The 16,632-nt window shown below is 47.2% G+C and carries 21 protein-coding genes; 4 read left to right on the plus strand and 17 right to left on the minus strand.

The window, feature by feature from the left end; all coding sequences use genetic code 11:
• Positions 1–206: 206 nt before the first annotated feature.
• From FFM79_RS00735 to pplA, 9 genes are all read right to left on the minus strand, one after another.
• Positions 207–602: a hypothetical protein gene (locus FFM79_RS00735; protein ID WP_137641567.1), complete on the minus strand. Its 396-nt coding sequence runs from the start codon at positions 600–602 to the stop codon at positions 207–209.
• 666 nt (positions 603–1,268) lie between these two features.
• Positions 1,269–1,661: a 30S ribosomal protein S9 gene (gene rpsI / locus FFM79_RS00740; RefSeq protein ID WP_137641568.1), complete on the minus strand. Its 393-nt coding sequence runs from the start codon at positions 1,659–1,661 to the stop codon at positions 1,269–1,271.
• A gap of 13 nt (positions 1,662–1,674) precedes the next feature.
• Positions 1,675–2,118 carry a 50S ribosomal protein L13 gene (rplM, locus tag FFM79_RS00745; protein ID WP_137641569.1) on the minus strand — a complete coding sequence of 148 codons (444 nt, stop codon included), beginning with the start codon at positions 2,116–2,118 and terminating at the stop codon, positions 1,675–1,677.
• 108 nt (positions 2,119–2,226) lie between these two features.
• A complete protein-coding gene (gene truA / locus FFM79_RS00750) occupies positions 2,227–3,015 on the minus strand; it encodes a tRNA pseudouridine(38-40) synthase TruA (protein WP_137641570.1) in 789 nt (262 codons plus the stop codon).
• Positions 3,016–3,076: 61 nt separating this feature from the next.
• Complete coding sequence (locus FFM79_RS00755; RefSeq protein WP_137641571.1) at positions 3,077–3,877, minus strand: energy-coupling factor transporter transmembrane component T family protein; 801 nt, start codon at positions 3,875–3,877, stop codon at positions 3,077–3,079.
• Positions 3,874–4,755 carry an energy-coupling factor ABC transporter ATP-binding protein gene (locus tag FFM79_RS00760; RefSeq protein WP_137641572.1) on the minus strand — a complete coding sequence of 294 codons (882 nt, stop codon included), beginning with the start codon at positions 4,753–4,755 and terminating at the stop codon, positions 3,874–3,876. The genes FFM79_RS00755 and FFM79_RS00760 overlap by 4 nt, the downstream gene beginning before the upstream one ends.
• Positions 4,731–5,573: an energy-coupling factor ABC transporter ATP-binding protein gene (locus FFM79_RS00765; protein ID WP_170177339.1), complete on the minus strand. Its 843-nt coding sequence runs from the start codon at positions 5,571–5,573 to the stop codon at positions 4,731–4,733. The genes FFM79_RS00760 and FFM79_RS00765 overlap by 25 nt, the downstream gene beginning before the upstream one ends.
• A 50-nt stretch (positions 5,574–5,623) precedes the next feature.
• Positions 5,624–6,736 (minus strand): FAD:protein FMN transferase, encoded by a 1,113-nt coding sequence (locus tag FFM79_RS00770; RefSeq protein ID WP_137641574.1) that lies wholly within the window; start codon positions 6,734–6,736, stop codon positions 5,624–5,626.
• Between the two features lie 403 nt (positions 6,737–7,139).
• Positions 7,140–8,066, minus strand: a complete 927-nt coding sequence (gene pplA / locus FFM79_RS00775) for an extracellular electron transfer flavoprotein PplA (RefSeq protein WP_137641575.1) — start codon at positions 8,064–8,066, stop codon at positions 7,140–7,142.
• Positions 8,067–8,348: 282 nt separating this feature from the next.
• On the opposite strand from pplA, the gene FFM79_RS00780 reads away from it, so the two are divergent.
• The 4 genes from FFM79_RS00780 to FFM79_RS00795 all read left to right on the plus strand — a co-directional run bounded on the left by FFM79_RS00780 (position 8,349) and on the right by FFM79_RS00795 (position 12,414).
• Positions 8,349–10,247 (plus strand): NAD(P)/FAD-dependent oxidoreductase, encoded by a 1,899-nt coding sequence (locus FFM79_RS00780; protein WP_137641576.1) that lies wholly within the window; start codon positions 8,349–8,351, stop codon positions 10,245–10,247.
• A gap of 97 nt (positions 10,248–10,344) precedes the next feature.
• Entirely contained in the window at positions 10,345–10,839 is a 495-nt protein-coding gene (locus FFM79_RS00785; RefSeq protein WP_137641577.1) for a NusG domain II-containing protein, read from the plus strand.
• A 5-nt stretch (positions 10,840–10,844) separates the two neighbouring features.
• Positions 10,845–11,414 carry a Gx transporter family protein gene (locus tag FFM79_RS00790; RefSeq protein WP_137641578.1) on the plus strand — a complete coding sequence of 190 codons (570 nt, stop codon included), beginning with the start codon at positions 10,845–10,847 and terminating at the stop codon, positions 11,412–11,414.
• A 7-nt stretch (positions 11,415–11,421) separates the two neighbouring features.
• Positions 11,422–12,414 (plus strand): polyprenyl synthetase family protein, encoded by a 993-nt coding sequence (locus tag FFM79_RS00795; protein ID WP_137641579.1) that lies wholly within the window; start codon positions 11,422–11,424, stop codon positions 12,412–12,414.
• A 59-nt stretch (positions 12,415–12,473) separates the two neighbouring features.
• On the opposite strand, the gene FFM79_RS00800 is transcribed toward FFM79_RS00795, so the two are convergent.
• The 8 genes from FFM79_RS00800 to FFM79_RS00835 form a co-directional block, all read right to left on the minus strand.
• On the minus strand, positions 12,474–12,782 hold the full coding sequence (locus FFM79_RS00800; protein WP_137641580.1) for a cupin domain-containing protein: 309 nt from the start codon (positions 12,780–12,782) through the stop codon (positions 12,474–12,476).
• 392 nt (positions 12,783–13,174) lie between these two features.
• Positions 13,175–13,558, minus strand: a complete 384-nt coding sequence (gene rplQ, locus FFM79_RS00805; protein ID WP_137641581.1) for a 50S ribosomal protein L17 — start codon at positions 13,556–13,558, stop codon at positions 13,175–13,177.
• Between the two features lie 21 nt (positions 13,559–13,579).
• A complete protein-coding gene (locus tag FFM79_RS00810; RefSeq protein ID WP_137641582.1) occupies positions 13,580–14,524 on the minus strand; it encodes a DNA-directed RNA polymerase subunit alpha in 945 nt (314 codons plus the stop codon).
• Positions 14,525–14,609: 85 nt separating this feature from the next.
• A complete protein-coding gene (rpsK, locus tag FFM79_RS00815; protein ID WP_003638085.1) occupies positions 14,610–14,999 on the minus strand; it encodes a 30S ribosomal protein S11 in 390 nt (129 codons plus the stop codon).
• A 24-nt stretch (positions 15,000–15,023) separates the two neighbouring features.
• Positions 15,024–15,389 (minus strand): 30S ribosomal protein S13, encoded by a 366-nt coding sequence (gene rpsM, locus FFM79_RS00820; protein ID WP_137641583.1) that lies wholly within the window; start codon positions 15,387–15,389, stop codon positions 15,024–15,026.
• Between the two features lie 27 nt (positions 15,390–15,416).
• Positions 15,417–15,536: a 50S ribosomal protein L36 gene (gene rpmJ, locus FFM79_RS00825; RefSeq protein ID WP_003638083.1), complete on the minus strand. Its 120-nt coding sequence runs from the start codon at positions 15,534–15,536 to the stop codon at positions 15,417–15,419.
• 35 nt (positions 15,537–15,571) lie between these two features.
• Positions 15,572–15,790: a translation initiation factor IF-1 gene (gene infA / locus FFM79_RS00830; RefSeq protein ID WP_003638082.1), complete on the minus strand. Its 219-nt coding sequence runs from the start codon at positions 15,788–15,790 to the stop codon at positions 15,572–15,574.
• Between the two features lie 176 nt (positions 15,791–15,966).
• The gene (locus tag FFM79_RS00835; protein ID WP_307723034.1) at positions 15,967–16,617 is read right to left on the minus strand and encodes an adenylate kinase; all 651 of its coding nucleotides are present in this window, start codon (positions 16,615–16,617) and stop codon (positions 15,967–15,969) included.
• Positions 16,618–16,632 lie beyond the last annotated feature (15 nt).

The following is a 16,632-nucleotide window of genomic DNA, read 5'->3' on the forward strand; positions in this document are numbered from 1 at the left end:
AATAATTTTTAGGCTTAGTTAACTTTTTTATATTTACACTTGAAGTAAGCCTTATCTTACTATTACTATAAGCAAAAAAAGGCTGAGACGGCCGTCCCAACCTTTACACTGATTGTAGCCTGCACCGTCGCCAAACGGGTGCTCAACTGACCCCGGCGCCCAAACCGCAAGCCCGTCACGCACCCGCATCCTTTCAGACCCCACACTTAATGCCGTAGCGTTTTAACGCCCAGTACAATTAACCACGGGATGGCCAGTAACAGTAACCCCCAGCGCTTCAGTCCAACTTGAATGAGACCAAAGCCTCCGACCTCGCGCACGACCGCGCCGAGTGACGCTTGTTCGGTCGCTGGTTCCCGCGGAGCGCGTTTATCGGGATCCGTCATTTGTTTCACGTATGGGGGTTGGTAGTCGTCCATGCTACGGGTGATACCGAGTTGGGGCCGTCGATGTAGCAGCCACGGGTAAGCCAGCCAGTAGCCAACGGAGAGGTAGACTACCCAGACCCACCAGGTCAGACCCTGAAACGGACTAACGAAGTACAGGCTAATCAGGTACCCCGGGAGTCCTAAGCAATATTCCGTTAATAATCGTTTTATCATTTTCATTACCTCGTTTATGCCATGATACCCTGAATAAGGGGTTGGAACAAGGCGCTTCCAGAACGCCATCAACCTGAAAATGATTTGCGTAACGTTCCGTTAGTCGGCCAACATTCACATAGCCCTCCACAGGTTCTTAGCTATTTCAACTATCCCTGTACCAACTTGTGTTGATCCTGCCGCCAGCAGCGGGTGTCACCGGGTGGCTGGAACACTGCGGGCATCGATTTGAGCTCACTCAGAAAACCGCTGAGCAATCTCAAATTCGAGCCTTATTCTAAGTCGGAAGCACCCCACTTCCGACCAAGAATAATTTCGCAGTTGAGCCATGGTGACACCCGCTACTGGCTAGATTAGCCTTAATACGAGGTTTTGCGGCGTACTTTAGTCAGTCTCAATTGATAAAACCAATTCTATGGAACGTTTACTAAGTTAAGTGCAAACTTACTCGTTATTTTGTAGTCACAGTAAGTTTGTTCCGAATCCAACTGAATGCCTTTTTACCAAACCAACACTAGCAACCATAGCATCCTTGAAGCGAACCCTTTAAATCACAACCATGTGGTTTTTTTGTGGTTTTTTTCTAACAAAAAAGCACCCATCCGAAGATAAGTGCTTTTTCGATATAGCCAGAAAATGTTGATATAACAACGATTTCTAAAAATATTAACGCTTTGAGAATTGTGAAGCTTTCCGGGCTTTCTTCAAACCTGGCTTCTTCCGTTCCTTCATCCGAGCGTCACGGGTCAAGAGACCTGCGCGCTTCAAAGGTGTCCGGAAGTCAGGATCAACTTCGAGCAATGCCCGTGCAATCCCATGACGAGTTGCGCCGGCTTGACCATGGAAGCCACCACCATTAACGTTAACTAAAACATCGTATTGATCAGTCGTTTCAGTAACTTCGAATGGTTGTAACAATTCTTTACGAATATCTGCAAATGGAATGTAGTCTTCAACAGACTTGTCATTCATAACAATTTTACCAGAACCTGGTACTAAACGTACGCGGGCTACTGAATCTTTACGACGGCCTGTGCCGCGATATTGTACTTGAGCCAATGTAGTTTCCTCCTTAGATTAAGTTAGTGATATCCAAAACTTCAGGCTTTTGCGCTTGTTGCGTATGTTCTGCACCAGCATAAACATGCAACTTCAAGCCCATCTTGTGGCCTAAAGAGTTGTGAGGAAGCATACCTTTAACTGAAGTTTCAATCAATTTAGTGGGTTCCTTAGCTAAGAAGTCACCGGCAGTCCGTTCCTTTAAACCACCAGCATAAGCTGAATGATGATAGTAAATCTTCCGTTCAGCTTTCTTCCCAGTTAAAGCGACCTTGCTTGCATTAATAACGATTACGTTGTCACCAGTATCTACGTTAGGGGTAAATACGGGCTTGTTCTTACCACGCAAGATTGATGCGACGACCGTTGAGAGACGACCCAAAGGTACATCGGTAGCATCAACTACGAACCACTTACGATCAATTTCACCTGGTTTAGCCATATATGTTGTACGCACGTTGTGTTCCTCCATTTTCTGTGTTTGTTTGACACTCAATAAGATTTCCGGGGCTTATCGTGGGGCAAACAATACCAACGATTAGTTTACCGAACTTCTCATCAGAAGTCAATCATTTCTTAAATCAGTTGCAAGTTCTTGAGCATCATAATAGACCTTTTTCATGTATAAACCGGACGCAGGCGCAGTGCCGCGGGCTTGTTCCCGGTCCTTGGCAGCAAGTAGTGCCGGGATGCAGTCGACGGGACGCCGACCCTGACCAATTTCCATTAAAACCGCAACCATGATTCGGACCTGGTTGTACAAAAAGCCGCTACCACAAAATTCGAACTGAATTTCGTTTTCGTCAGGTAACGCCCAGGCCTTCGCCTCGTAAATCTCGCGCACGTGGTCGTGCACTTGCGACCCCGACGCAACGAAGGTGGAAAAATCGTGCCGCCCCTCTAAGTCGTGAATCGCTTGTTGAATGCGATCAATGTCGGCCTGAAACTTAAAATGGCCGGTATAGTCCCGCTTGAACGGATCAACGAATTCGTTTTGGTACGCTCGGTACCAATAACGCTTCCCCACCGTATCGTAGCGGGCGTGAAAAGTTGCCGGTACGATTTCAACTTGCTTGATCAAGGTGTCCATCGGCAGCAAACTATTTAGACCGCGACGAACGCCTTCGGGATGGATTTCCTTTGGTAAATCAAAGTGAATCGTCTGACCGAAGGCGTGCACGCCGGCATCCGTCCGCCCCGCCCCGTAAACCACGATCGGCGGTTGCGGATCCTTAGCCATTTTATTCACGGCCCGACTAAAAACTTGCTCGACCGTCCGTTGGTGCGGTTGGCGCTGAAAACCGGCAAAGTTGGTGCCGTCGTATGCTAAAACTACTTTATATCTGGTTGTCACATTTGCCTCCATCAGTCAAAAAGGTTGGCCGTGCCCACCGGCCCGACCAACTCTACTAAATTTACGCGCGTAAGTAAACCAAAACGCCCGTCAAAATGACAAAAATTACGGTCGCCCAAGTGTCGCGGTTGTGCCACTTTAACACCCGGAACTTACTCCGACCTTCACCGCCTTGGTAACCGCGGGCTTCCATCGCCGTCGCCAAATCTTCGGCCCGGTTAAACGAGCTCACGAAAAGTGGAATCAGTAACGGCACGACGGCTCGCATTTGTTGAAAGATGTTACCTTCACCAAAATCGACCCCGCGGGCCCGCTGCGCGTTCATAATCTTTTCCGTTTCGTCCATTAAGGTTGGCACAAAACGGAGCGCAATCGATAACATTAACGCCACTTCGTAAACCGGAAAACGGACCGCCTTTAGCGGCATCAAAATGTACTCAATCGCGTCGGACAATTCCAACGGTGGCGTCGTTAACGTCAGCAAAGTCGACATAAAGATGATCAACACGAAGCGGCAAAAAATGTAGACCCCATTGATTAGCCCGAACTGACTGATCGTAATGATGCCCCACTTCCAGTAGACCTGCCCGCCGCCGGAACTAAACAGTACCTGCAAAATGACGGTGAACAGGATCAGCCAAATCAGCGGTTTCACCCCGTTGATGAAGAAAGACCACTTTACGCCTGAAAGGGCGATCGCCGCAAACGTAAAGGCGAACAACACAACGTAGGTCGGCCAATTATTAGCAATGAAGATAATTCCAATGAAATAAAAACTCAATAGTAGTTTGGCCCGCGGGTCCATCCGATGAATCACCGAATTTCCCGGAATAAAGCGCCCAAAAATCAGCTTGCTCATCATTTAGCCGGGTCACCCCCAAACGCTTGTGGTGGTAACTGGGCGGCAATCTCCTCCGCCAATTCGTCTTCGGTTAAGGGCAACTGTTTGAATTGCCACCCAGCCGCCTGGAGTTCGTGCGCAAAGGCCGTCGTTTTCGGCAGCCCCAGCTGGTGTTTGACCAGCCACTGGGGGTCCTTAAAAATTTCACGCGGCGTGCCGGTCTTAACGACCTGACCGCGGTCCATCACAATCACGTTATCGGCGTAGTTGGCAACGTCGTCCATTTGATGCGTAACCAACACAACGGTTAAATCACGCTCATGACGCAAGCGGGCAAACATTTCCATCATTTCGAGCCGCCCCTGCGGATCAAGTCCGGCAGTGGGTTCATCCAGTACTAGGACGTCGGGTTGCATCGCTAACACGCCGGCAATTGCCACCCGGCGCATCTGCCCACCGGACAAATCAAACGGTGACCGCGTTAATAACGCTCGGTCTAAGCCGACGAGGGCTAACATCTGCTCCGCGATCTGCATTGCTTCTGCTTCCGACTTACCAAAGTTTTGCGGTCCAAACGCAATGTCCTTAGCAACGGTTTCTTCAAATAACTGACTTTCAGGAAACTGAAAAACGATCCCGACGTGTTGCCGCAAGCGTTTCAGGTCCTTGTTACTGGTTTCGGGCGTAATGACCCGTTTCCCAATCGTGACCGTCCCCTTCGTCGGCTTTAGGAGCGCATTTAAGTGCTGAAGTAACGTCGACTTACCACTCCCAGTGTGGCCAATTAAGGCCGTGTAGGAGCCGGTCGGAATCGTCACGTTAATGTCCGTCAGCGCCTTCGTTTCAAACGGCGTCCCGGGTTGGTAGGTGAAATCTACTTGTTTGAACGTAATTGCCATAACCAGTCCGCCATTCCTTTCTCCGTTAAGTAACTTGTTGGCACCTGCACCCCTTGGCGCTTCAACGCCGCTTTGAGCCGTTCGGCGTAGGGCATGTCCAGGCCCAAGTTAATGAGCGCTTCCCCGTGCGCAAAAATTTCAGCCGGGGTGCCGGCCTCTTCTAAGTGGCCGTCGTTAATCACAAGAATGCGGTTTGCGCTAGCCGCTTCGTCAATGTCGTGGGTAATTGAGAGCACGGTGAGTTCGCTGTTCGCTTTCATCGCGCGGATCGTTTGCAACACTTCGGCGCGGCCCTGCGGATCCAACATCGAAGTCGCTTCATCTAAAATCAGGATGCGCGGTCGGGCCGCAATCATGCCAGCCAGCGCCACCCGCTGTTTTTGACCACCGGACAAGCGCGCCGGCTCCCGGGTCGCGAAATCCTGCATGTTCACTTGTTTTAAGGCTTGCGCCACCCGCGTCAGCATTTCATCCCTGGGAATCCCCTGATTTTCTAAGCTAAACGCCACGTCATCCTCAACGGTAGCCCCCACAAACTGGTTATCTGGATTTTGGAAAACCATCCCGATTTGCCGGCGAACGTCCCAAACAGTTTCAGCTGATAGCACCTGACCGGCAACCGTAATCGTTCCCGATTCGGGCGCTAACAGACCGTTCAAGTTTTTTGCCAAGGTCGACTTACCGGAGCCGTTATGGCCGACGACTGCGACCCACTCGCCCGGCGCCACGCTAAATGAAATGTCAGTTAACGTCAGCTGGTCGGCGGCTTGCTGCGGGTAGCGATAGTTCAAATGTTCCACGTCGATAATCGGACTCACAATCGTCCCTCATTTCCTTAAATTGATGGTTCTAATAATACCATATCTCACTATTTCAAATCACTAGTCGGACCGTATTTATAGCCATTATCACCAAATAACGTGAACTTATCCTTCAAATTATTGGAAACGTAGACCTTCTTATCCTTCGTAATGAAGATTGCGCCGATGCCCTGGTCAGCCTTACCGTTAATGTAACGCATTCCGGCTTTCAGCCCCTTATCAAAGGTCGCCGTTGACAGGGCGTCTCCGTCCATCGACTTCTTGGAGATGATTGAAACCCCCATCAAATTATTTTGATAAGGTGCCCCACTCTTCGGATCCATTAAGTGGCTATAAACCTTACCATTCTTCTTCAAGTAACGCTCGTAAATCCCGGAGGTCACAATTGACATGTTCTTAGTCGGAATCGAACCAATTGCGGTTCCCCGCGAGGCATCCGGATCTTGAATGCCGACGGTCCAGTTACCAGACTTAGTCCCCTTCGGACTATCCCCTAACACGTAGATGTTCCCACCTAAGTCGATGATGGCGGTTGAAACGCCGTGGTTCAAGAAATAGTCGCTAACTTGATCGGCCATGAAGCCCTTAGCAATCCCACCAAGGTCCAATTGCATGCCCTTTTCCTTCAGGTAAACGGTCCGTTTCTTGTCGTTCAGTTTAACCTTATGATAATCAACCAACTTCAAGTTTTGATCAATTTCTTGCTGGGTCGGCACCTTCGCATCGGAAAAACCAATGTGCCACAACTGGGTGATCGGTCCAATCGCTAAATCGAAAGAATCATCCGAATTCTTACTATAATAATAAGCTGCTTTGATCATCGGATAGATGTTTTTGCTGACCTTGACCGGGTGCTTACCAGCCGCCGCGTTAACCTTGTCAATTTCGGAGCCCTTACCGTTGACGGTAACCTGCTTCGCTTCTTTTTTGAGTAATTTAAAGGCGCCGTTCAGCACTTTCTTCTTATTCTTATTATAAACTCGCAGTGTCACAACGGTCCCCATCATAAACTGGGTATCCTCATCCGGCGTTTGCACGACCTTCGTCGGTTTTGGCCGCTTGCTAGCTGCATTTTCCTTTTTTGAATTAACGCTACAAGCCGCCAAGGGTAGCACCAAAATGACGACCAGCATTAACTGAATCCATTTTTTCAGTTTCATAAGCTGATAACTTCCCTTAAATTAAGTAATTTCACCCGTAATTATACCAAAATTTCACGTTGACCGGGTGAGTGAATCGAACAGCTTGGTTAAAACGCGGTGCCACGCACCGCTAACCCTAACCGCAATCCCGTAAATACGTGCGAACTATTTGTTAGTCGTTCTCCTAATGACCACATTCCATGGCTTAATTTGTGCACTAGCAACCATGCATCCGGCAACTTGGCAACGCTAACCGCCACCGTCGCATCCGCGTCACTGCCGATTGCGGTTAGAGCGCCCTTTTAACCGGCGCCGTATCTAAATCTGCCTTGTTAACTAGCATACAAATCGCCCACATGACAAGAAAGGACCTGCGGCAACGACGCCTCAGGTCCCTGAAAATTATATCAATGCTTAATGACTATTCTGAAAAGATCATGTTATCGACAGTAATCGTGTTCGTGTCACCCTTTTGTGCGGCGTTTTGTAATTGTTCCGCATAAAGTACGAAGGTGTTCGAAGATTCAGTCGCACCAGTGACAACGTCAACCTTAGCAGGGTCACTGTTCTTAACCAATGACTTGTTCAAAGCTGGTTGGTAAGCCTTCGGGTTCGTCTTAGCAACCTTCTTCATTTGCTTGTTGTAGTCAGTGTCGTCAACCTTGGACTTGCCGTCCTTGTTAACGTTATCATAGTTAGATTCGGTAATCTTACCGTCCTTAACCGTGATCGCAAAGGTAACTTTATAGTTGTGTGAGTAGTTCTTTTCTTCCAACTTGTAAGTCCCGTCTTGCATCTTGGCACCGTTGTCAATCTTGATGGTGTCCGTCTTACCCGCTTGGGCAGCTTGAACTAATTGTTGGGTGTAGTTTTGGAACGTCTTGGAAGATTCGGTTGCCCCCGAGACAACGTCAATCGCACCAACGTTACCAGTAGCAACCTTGGAAGAAGTCAAGGACTTGTTCAACTTAGGAATATAAGCCTTCGGGTTCGTCCCAGAAACCTTCTTCATTTGCTTGTTGTAATCAGTGTCGTCAACCTTGGACTTGCCGTCCTTATTAACTTGGTCGTAAGTTGAGCTCGTAATCTTACCATCCTTGTTGACGGTAATACTCATCTTAACCTTGTAACCGTGTGAGTAGTTTTGTTCTTCGAGCTTATAAGTACCCGCTTTCATTTTGCTGCCCGCGGTTAATTTGGCAACCTTAGTTGTCTTCGCTGAGCTGGAAGATGATGAACTCTTCTTTGATGATGAGCTAGAACTTGATGAACTGCTTCCACAACCTGCTAACGCTAATGCTGAAATTGCAACGACTGAAGCACTACTTAAAACTGCTTTAAGCTTCATAATATCCCACTCCTAACCTTTTTGTATGAAAATTCACATTTATCTTAACGTTTAAATTGCAAATAGTCAATCCTATTCCGGAAAAATAATTACAAAAATGATGATTACACCGTGTATGATAGCGTTTTTACTACTGTAAAACGGTTCCTAGAATTTAAAACCAAATTAATGTGATATATTATGCATTCTTCCCAATAACTCATAGACAACCGCTTACATTATCGTTATAATTGTTAGTGGAATTATTATTTATTAACTATTATTTAAGGGAGTTGTTACGCAATGGCAAAGAAAAATATTGTCGTTGTCGGTGCGGGGTTTGCCGGTGTATACGCGACCAAGAAACTGTCCAGACACTTTAAAAAGAATCCGGACGTTGAAATCACGTTAATCGATCGGCATTCATACTTCACGTACATGACCGAATTACATGAAGTGGCCACTGAACGGGTGGAACCAGAGCATGTTCAATATGACTTGCAACGGTTGTTCGCACGGCGCAAAAATGTTCGGCTCGTTACGGACACGGTAAAAACGATTGATAAGGACAAACAGGCCGTTGTTACGGAACACGGTAGTTATCAATACGACCAACTACTAATCTGTGTCGGTGGGGAATCCAATGACTTTGGAACTCCCGGCGTTAAGGAACACGGATTTGAACTCTGGTCCTTCGAACAAGCCATGGCTTTACGAGCTCACATCTCAGCAATTATTCGTAAGGGGGCCGCTGAACTCGACCCCGCTAAGCGTAAAGCAATGTTAACGCTAACCGTCTGTGGGTCCGGGTTTACCGGTTCCGAACTGGTCGGTGAATTGATTGAATACCGCGACGTCTTAGCCCGGGATAACAAGTTAGACCCGAGTGAAATTACCCTTCAATTAGTTGAAGCGGCACCAACAATTATTAATATGTTGAACCGCACCCAGGCGGGTAAAGCGGAGAAATATATGAAGAAACACGGCGTCGAGATCATGACCAACTCGATGATTACCGAAGTTGCTGAAGACCACGTTAACTTGAAAGATAAGGACCCGATTCCAACTTACACGTTAATTTGGACCGCCGGTGTGCGGGCTAACAGCGTGGTTAAGAACTTCGGCATGGAAACTAATCCACGGGGTGGCCGGTTAGTCGCTAACCAATTCATGCAAGCTAAGGATCATGACAACATCTTCTTAGCCGGCGACTCAACGAGTTACCAAGAACCGGATCAACCACGGCCAGTGCCTCAAATCGTTCAAGGTGCCGAAGAAACTGCTGGGAAAGCGGTTGAAGGGATTATTAAGAACATTGATGGTACGACTAAGGAAATCAAGCCATTCAAAGGGGCGTACCAAGCTTCCGTTGACTCGATTGGTTCCAAGTACGCGGTTGCGCAAGTTTTGGACAACTGGAACGTTTCCGGTTTCATCGCGGTACTCTTAAAGCACGCCATCAACTGGTTGTACTACGTGACGATTTTCTCCGGCTACTACTTATTCCAGTACTTCATCCGCGAATTCTTCCGGACCCGCAACAACCGGAACGTCTTCCGGGGCTGGACTTCTCGGCTCGGGAACGTTCTCTGGAGCGTGCCACTCCGGTTCTTCTACGGTGCAATGTGGCTGTGGGACTGCTGGACGAAAGTTCAAGGCGACGGTTCCTGGTTTACTGACAAGTTGCGCTTACCATTCAGTTGGATTCAAGTTGCAACGACCAGTGGTGCAAGTTCAGCTGCTTCTGCCGCAACCAGCGGCGCTTCCGAAGCGGCGACGACTTCCGCCAAGGGGGTCTTCAGTTTATCGTACATGTACGGTCAAGATCCGCTAATGGTCTTTGAAAAGAGCCCCGACTGGTTCCAGTCAATGACGAAGCTCATGATTCCCGATTTGCAAATGGCCCTCTTCTTCCAGAAGTTTATGACCTGTGTTGAAATCGTCATCGCCCTTTGCATCTTCTTCGGACTCTTCAGTTGGTTAGCTAACGCAATCACGATTGGCTTGGTCGTTGTCTTCTGCTTATCCGGGATGTTCTACTGGGTTAACCTTTGGATGGTCTTCGCGGCCCTCGCCCTCATGAACGGTTCCGGCCGGACATTTGGGTTGGACTACTGGGTTGTTCCGTGGATGCAAAAGCACTTCGGACACTGGTGGTACGGTAACGTTCGTTCCCATTACGATGCTGTTAAAACCCGCTAGTTGCGTTATAATTAATTGAATAGTTTCCCGATGGTTCAAGGGTTGCTTTTTCTCCCTTGAACCATTTTTATGTCGCTATTAAAGGAGGGCCATAACGATGAAAAGACTACGGGCCATGGTCCGAATGCTGAAACGCTACGGTAACATGATTCGGCCATTCGATATCATTATTATTATTGCCTTAATTATTTTATCGTTTACCCCACTGGCAGTATTTTCGTACCAGCAAAAGCAACAGGCCGAACACGCGGCCCTAGTGGCTAAGCGCAAAGCGCAAAAAAGACGCCAACCGCAGTACACGGCAGTCGTGTCCCACGATGGTAAGGTGTTGAAACGGGTCAATATCACCCGCTTAACCACGACAAAGCACTACACTTATCAAGACGCGGATGGTCATTCGAACACCGTCACGTTTAAACCCAAGCGGGTCGCCATTACTAAAGCTAACTGTGGTGACCAGGTTTGCGTTCGACGCGGTTGGATCCATAAACCTGGACAGACCATCGTTTGCCTGCCACACAAAGTGCTCGTGCAGATTAAATCTAATACTGGTCACGTTAAATCTGGTGGGAACGGTCTGGTTACGGAGTAAAACCATTGAATAATTCATTTGAACAATCAAATAAAACTCATCGCAATATCTACATTGCCCTCCTCGTTGCGCAAGGCGTCATTATCGGAATTTTAGAACGCATGATTCCCTTTCCGTTTGCCTTTGCGCCCGGAGCCAAGTTGGGACTAGCTAACCTGATTACCATTGTCGCCATCTTCACCCTGTCGTTTCGCGACGTCATCACGCTGACCTGGTTGCGGTTAATTCTAACCGCCCTCCTCGGTGGAACGCTATCAACGTTTATGTACAGCTTTGGGGGCGCGTTTCTGAGTTTGTTTAGCATGTTGCTTGTCAAACAGCTTGGACCTAAACGGGTTAGCATCATCGGCATTTCCGCAACCGGGGGCGTCATGCACAACGTTGGCCAATTACTCGTTGCAAGCCTGGTCGCCCAAACCTGGACGGTTATGCTCTACTTACCGGTTCTCTCGATCATTGGGATTGCGGCCGGGATTGCACTCGGGATTGCCGCTAACTATCTCTTTACGCACGTCACCACTTTACGGTACCTGCGTTTTAACCACGAACAACACTCAAGACAAACAAAGGAGTAACGTTTTTATGCAATCGGCAACTAAATTACATCCAATTTGGCACGATTATCCGGCGTTACAACCGGAACTGCAGCAAGTGATGCAGCTAATGACGCACAACATCCATCTCGATGATAGCGCCATCAACGATGCCATTCTGGAAATGATTCATGGAGGTGGTAAACTACTCCGGCCCGCTTACTGCCTCTTATTCTCACAATTTAAGACGACGGACCGGCAACGGATGATCGCATTGGCGGCAGCGCTGGAGACGTTGCATACCGCCACGCTGATTCATGACGATATCATTGACGACGCTGCCATGCGCCGCCACCACGCTAGCATTCAACAGCGCTTTGGTAAGGATATTGCCGTTTACGCGGGCGATTACCTATTTGTCGTCGTCTTTAAGATCTTATCGCATTATTCTAGTAGCTTTAAAAGTATTCAACTTAATTCCGTTAATATGGAAAAAATTCTGATTGGTGAAGTCCAACAAAAGGACCGGCACTACCGAATTGACATTACGATGGATCAGTACCTCGAACAGATCCAAGGTAAGACGGCCGAACTCTTTGCACTCAGTTGCTTTTTGGGCGCCTACGAATCCGGCCAAAGCGCGCGCTTTTCTGAGCGGGCTCGCAAAGCCGGCTTAGCAATTGGGATGGCTTTCCAAATTTTGGATGATATTCTGGACTACCGCGAAGATGCTACGCAGCTTGGTAAACCAATCCTCGAGGACGTTGCTGAGGGCGTCTATACGTCGCCGTTAATCTTTGCCTTACAAACGGACGCCCGGCGCGAATTACTACCGCTAATGCGCCTCCAAGGGGCAATTACGCCGGAACAACGGCAACAAGTTCAGCAGTTAGTTATTCAAGCTGGCGGGGTGACGCGCGCTCAGCGCTTAGCCACTGAATATACGGAAACGGCCTTGCAGCACTTACGCAAGTTGCCCGCCGATTCCGCCAAGGATGATTTGATTCACTTAACTACCCAGTTACTACGACGTCACAACTAAACTAAATAAAGCTCCCGTAACGACAACTTGCCGCTGCGGGAGCTTTCGCTTCTATTCGTCTACTTCAATCCAGCTGGTTTAACGGCTGGTACGAGGGCCGACTTAACGACCATTAATTCGCTATCCTCAAGTGCATAGAGCGCGTGAGCCTCGTCTGGTTGCATGCGAACGACTTTACCTGGATAGATTTCCTGATCAAAATCCGCCCCGGTAAACTGAATCCGACCCCGGACGGGAACGACGACGACCGTGTACGGGACGTGGTGACTGGCCAATCGCTGTCCACGTGCTAACACTAAGTTAGTAATGGTTTGATTACTCGCTTGGAAAATATGCCCGGTTGTTCCGGTTCCTTGATATAATTGCATGGCTCAACACCCTTTCGTCAATGTAATCGCTAACAACTTCAATATACGAGAAGATTTTAATTTACGCAACTTTAGCTAGAAAGCGATTAAACCGCTTACAATTAGATTGCCTACGGGCCCCTTCATGAACGGTCAACTTTACGGAACTCCCCGATAGCTTCGGAATGTTGATCGTAAACGCGCGCAAAAAAGTCGGGAATGACCGCAACGTAGTGTTGGGGGCCATTCCCGACTTTTAGTCAGCTTTTTCGCCAAAAAAAATCACTTGGATTAAGATATGCCATCTATGTTTACCATAAATGACTTCCGAACTAGACTGAGCTATTGCAAGCAATAACCACCATCGTAGCGTCCGTCAATCATCAATCCCAGTGATCCGTAAAACAATTTAGTTAGTCAACGAGTTCCAAGACAACCATTTGTGCACCGTCACCACGGCGAGGCATAGTCTTGTAAATTCGTGTGTAACCACCATTGCGGTCAGCGTATTGAGGACCTAAGTCACTAAATAGCTTTTGCAAAGCGGTTTGTACAGCCACGTTGTCGCCATCTTCTTTAACATCGGCAACGACGTCACGCATGAAAGTAGCAGCTTGACGACGGGCGCTTAAATCGCCCTTCTTTGCCAACGTGATCATTTGGTCAGCGGTTGAGCGAACTTCCTTAGCACGTGCTTCGGTCGTTTCGATCTTACCGTTAACGATCAATGAAGTCGTTAAATCACGAAGTAAGGCACGACGTTGTGAACTAGTACGTTGTAATTTACGGTAACTCATGAACGGATATCCTCCCTTGTATTAGTCTTCTTTGCGTAATGATAACCCGAGGTCAGCTAATTTTGCTTTAACTTCTTCGAGTGACTTGCGTCCAAGGTTGCGAACCTTCATCATATCAGCTTCAGTTTTGTTAGTTAACTCTTGAACCGTGTTGATACCAGCACGCTTCAAACAATTATATGAACGAACCGATAAGTCTAACTCTTCGATCGTCATTTCTAACATTTTTTCCTTATGCGTTTCTTCCTTCTCAACCATCACGTCAGTGTTCTTAGCTTCATCGGTGAGATTGACGAAGATTGAAAGGTGATCAGTCAGGATTTTGGCTGACAAACTAATGGCTTCACTTGGCGTGATTGAACCATTTGTCCAAACGTCTAAGGTCAACTTATCAAAATCATCGCGTTGACCAACCCGGGTAGTTTCTACTTGGTAGTTAACCCGTTCAATTGGTGAATACAATGAATCGACAGCTAAAACGCCAATTGGCATATCATCTTCACGATGTTTGTTATCCTCAGCGGAAACATAACCACGACCAGTATTAGCGGTCATACGCATATGGAAGTGTGCACCGTCTGCTACGGTACAAATTGGTAAATCTGGATTCAAGACTTCAACGTCTGCGTCGCCAATGATGTCACCGGCAGTAACGTTCGCAGGCCCCTTAACGTCGATTTCCAACGTCTTAGTTTCGTCTGAACTCAGCTTAAGAGCGATCTTCTTAACGTTCAAGATGATAGCCGTAACGTCTTCCGTTACGCCTTCAATCGTTGAAAATTCATGAAGAACCCCATCAATTTGAATACTGGTAACAGCAGCGCCAGGTAAAGAAGAAAGAAGAATCCGACGAAGTGAATTCCCTAAAGTTGTACCATAACCACGTTCAAGTGGTTCTACAACAAACTTACCATAGTTGTCGTTTTCATCAATTTTATGAATGTTAGGTTTTTCAAATTCAATCATTCTTATCTTTTACCCCTTTCAAAACGCGCGGTGTTTGGAGATGTGCGTACACAATGAAGTTTGCCCTCAAAATGAACGTCACAGATTAAACACGACGGCGCTTCGGAGGACGAGAACCATTATGAGGAACTGGTGTAACATCGCGAATTGCACTAACTTCCAAACCAGTAGCTTGTAAAGCACGGATTGCAGCTTCACGACCTGAACCAGGACCCTTAACAGCGACTTCAACAGTCTTCATGCCATGTTCCATTGATGCCTTAGCAGCAGCTTCTGCGGCCATTTGAGCAGCAAATGGAGTAGACTTACGTGAACCCTTGAAACCTAATGAACCAGCTGATGACCATGCAACGGCGTTCCCTTGCATGTCAGTGATCATAACAAGCGTGTTGTTGAACGTTGAATGGATGTGAGCAACACCGGATTCAATGTTCTTTTTTACCCGACGACGACGGGTTGTCTTTCTAGTTGCCATAAAATTCGAAAACCTCCCTTATAATTATTTTTTACGTCCAGCGATGCTGACCTTTTTACCCTTACGAGTACGTGCGTTGTTCTTCGTGTGTTGACCACGAACAGGCAACCCACGACGGTGACGCATCCCACGGTATGAACCGATTTCTTGCAATAACTTGATGTTCATGCTGACTTCACGGCGTAAGTCACCTTCAGTCTTGTAACCGTCAACGACGGCACGGATCTTATCTTCTTGATCAGGAGTTAAGTCACGTACACGAACGTCTTCAGAAACGCCTGCTTCTGCCAAAATCTTTTGTGCAGAAGTAGTACCGATACCGTAGATGTATGTTAAACCAATGACAATTCGCTTGTCACGTGGTAAGTCGATCCCTTCAATACGAGCCATTAATTGTTCACCTCCAACTTAATTAAATTATTTACCTTGGCGCTGCTTATGCTTTGGGTTAGCAGAGCAGATAATCATCACGCGGCCTTTACGACGAATAACTTTGCAGTGTTCGCACATTGGCTTTACAGATGGTCTTACTTTCATGAATTTTACCTCCTATAAGGTACGAAGCGTCGGTCCTACTTGAAACGGTAGGTAATCCGGCCCTTAGTTAAATCATAAGGTGACATTTCGACTGTAACCTTGTCACCTGGCAGGATCCGAATGTAGTGCATTCGAATTTTACCGGAAACGTGTGCCAAGATTTCAGCGCCGTTTTCAAGTTCGACCTTAAACATTGCGTTGGGCAACGTTTCTTTAATGGTCCCTTGAATCTCGATGACGTCTTCCTTTGCCAACTATTGTCCCTCCTTATTATATGGTTACGTGTCGCCACGTTGTTGGTCCGCTTTTCGAACCAGTCATTGTCTAATCATAATATTAAGAAAATATTAAACCAGTCAACGGCTAAACCTGAATAAGTTTATCACAACGGCATTTGAAAAGCAAACGCCATCCCTTCGGAGCACTAGCTTTAAAGGTTATCAAGAATATGTTTAATATCTTGGTAAACATCATCAATGTCGCGGTCACCGTCAACATTGTATAATAATTTTTCTTGACCGTAATAATCAATCAAAGGCGTGTTCAACTTAACGTTCACGTCTAAGCGATTCTTAACGGTTGCGGGCTTGTCATCATCACGTTGATAGAAATCATGACCACCACACACATCGCAAGTCCCTTCAACCTTCGGCTTGTTGTACAACTTATGGTAAGTTGCACCACATTTCCGGCAGATGAAGCGTCCAGATAAGCGTTCAACTAACACACTTGGTTCAACGTGAATGTTAATCACCCCGTCCAACGGCTTGTTGAGTGCTTCACCGATTTGCTTTAAAGCGTGTGCTTGATCAATGTTACGTGGATAACCATCAAGCAAGAAGCCGTTTTTCGTATCCGCTTCTGCTAACCGGTCACGAACGATGCCGTTAGTGACTTCGTCCGGTACCAAATTACCAGCATCGATATACTTTTTAGCTTCAAGGCCCATTTTAGTTTCGTTCTTAATTGCTGCCCGGAAGATGTCCCCAGTAGAGATATGCGGAATATCAAAATCTTCGAGGATCTTTTGAGCTTGAGTACCCTTACCGGCACCCGGAAGTCCCATTAAAATCAGGTTCATTGTTGCCATGTTTTT

Source organism: Lactiplantibacillus modestisalitolerans (assembly GCF_005405425.1).
GTDB classification, from domain to species: Bacteria; Bacillota; Bacilli; order Lactobacillales; family Lactobacillaceae; genus Lactiplantibacillus; species Lactiplantibacillus modestisalitolerans.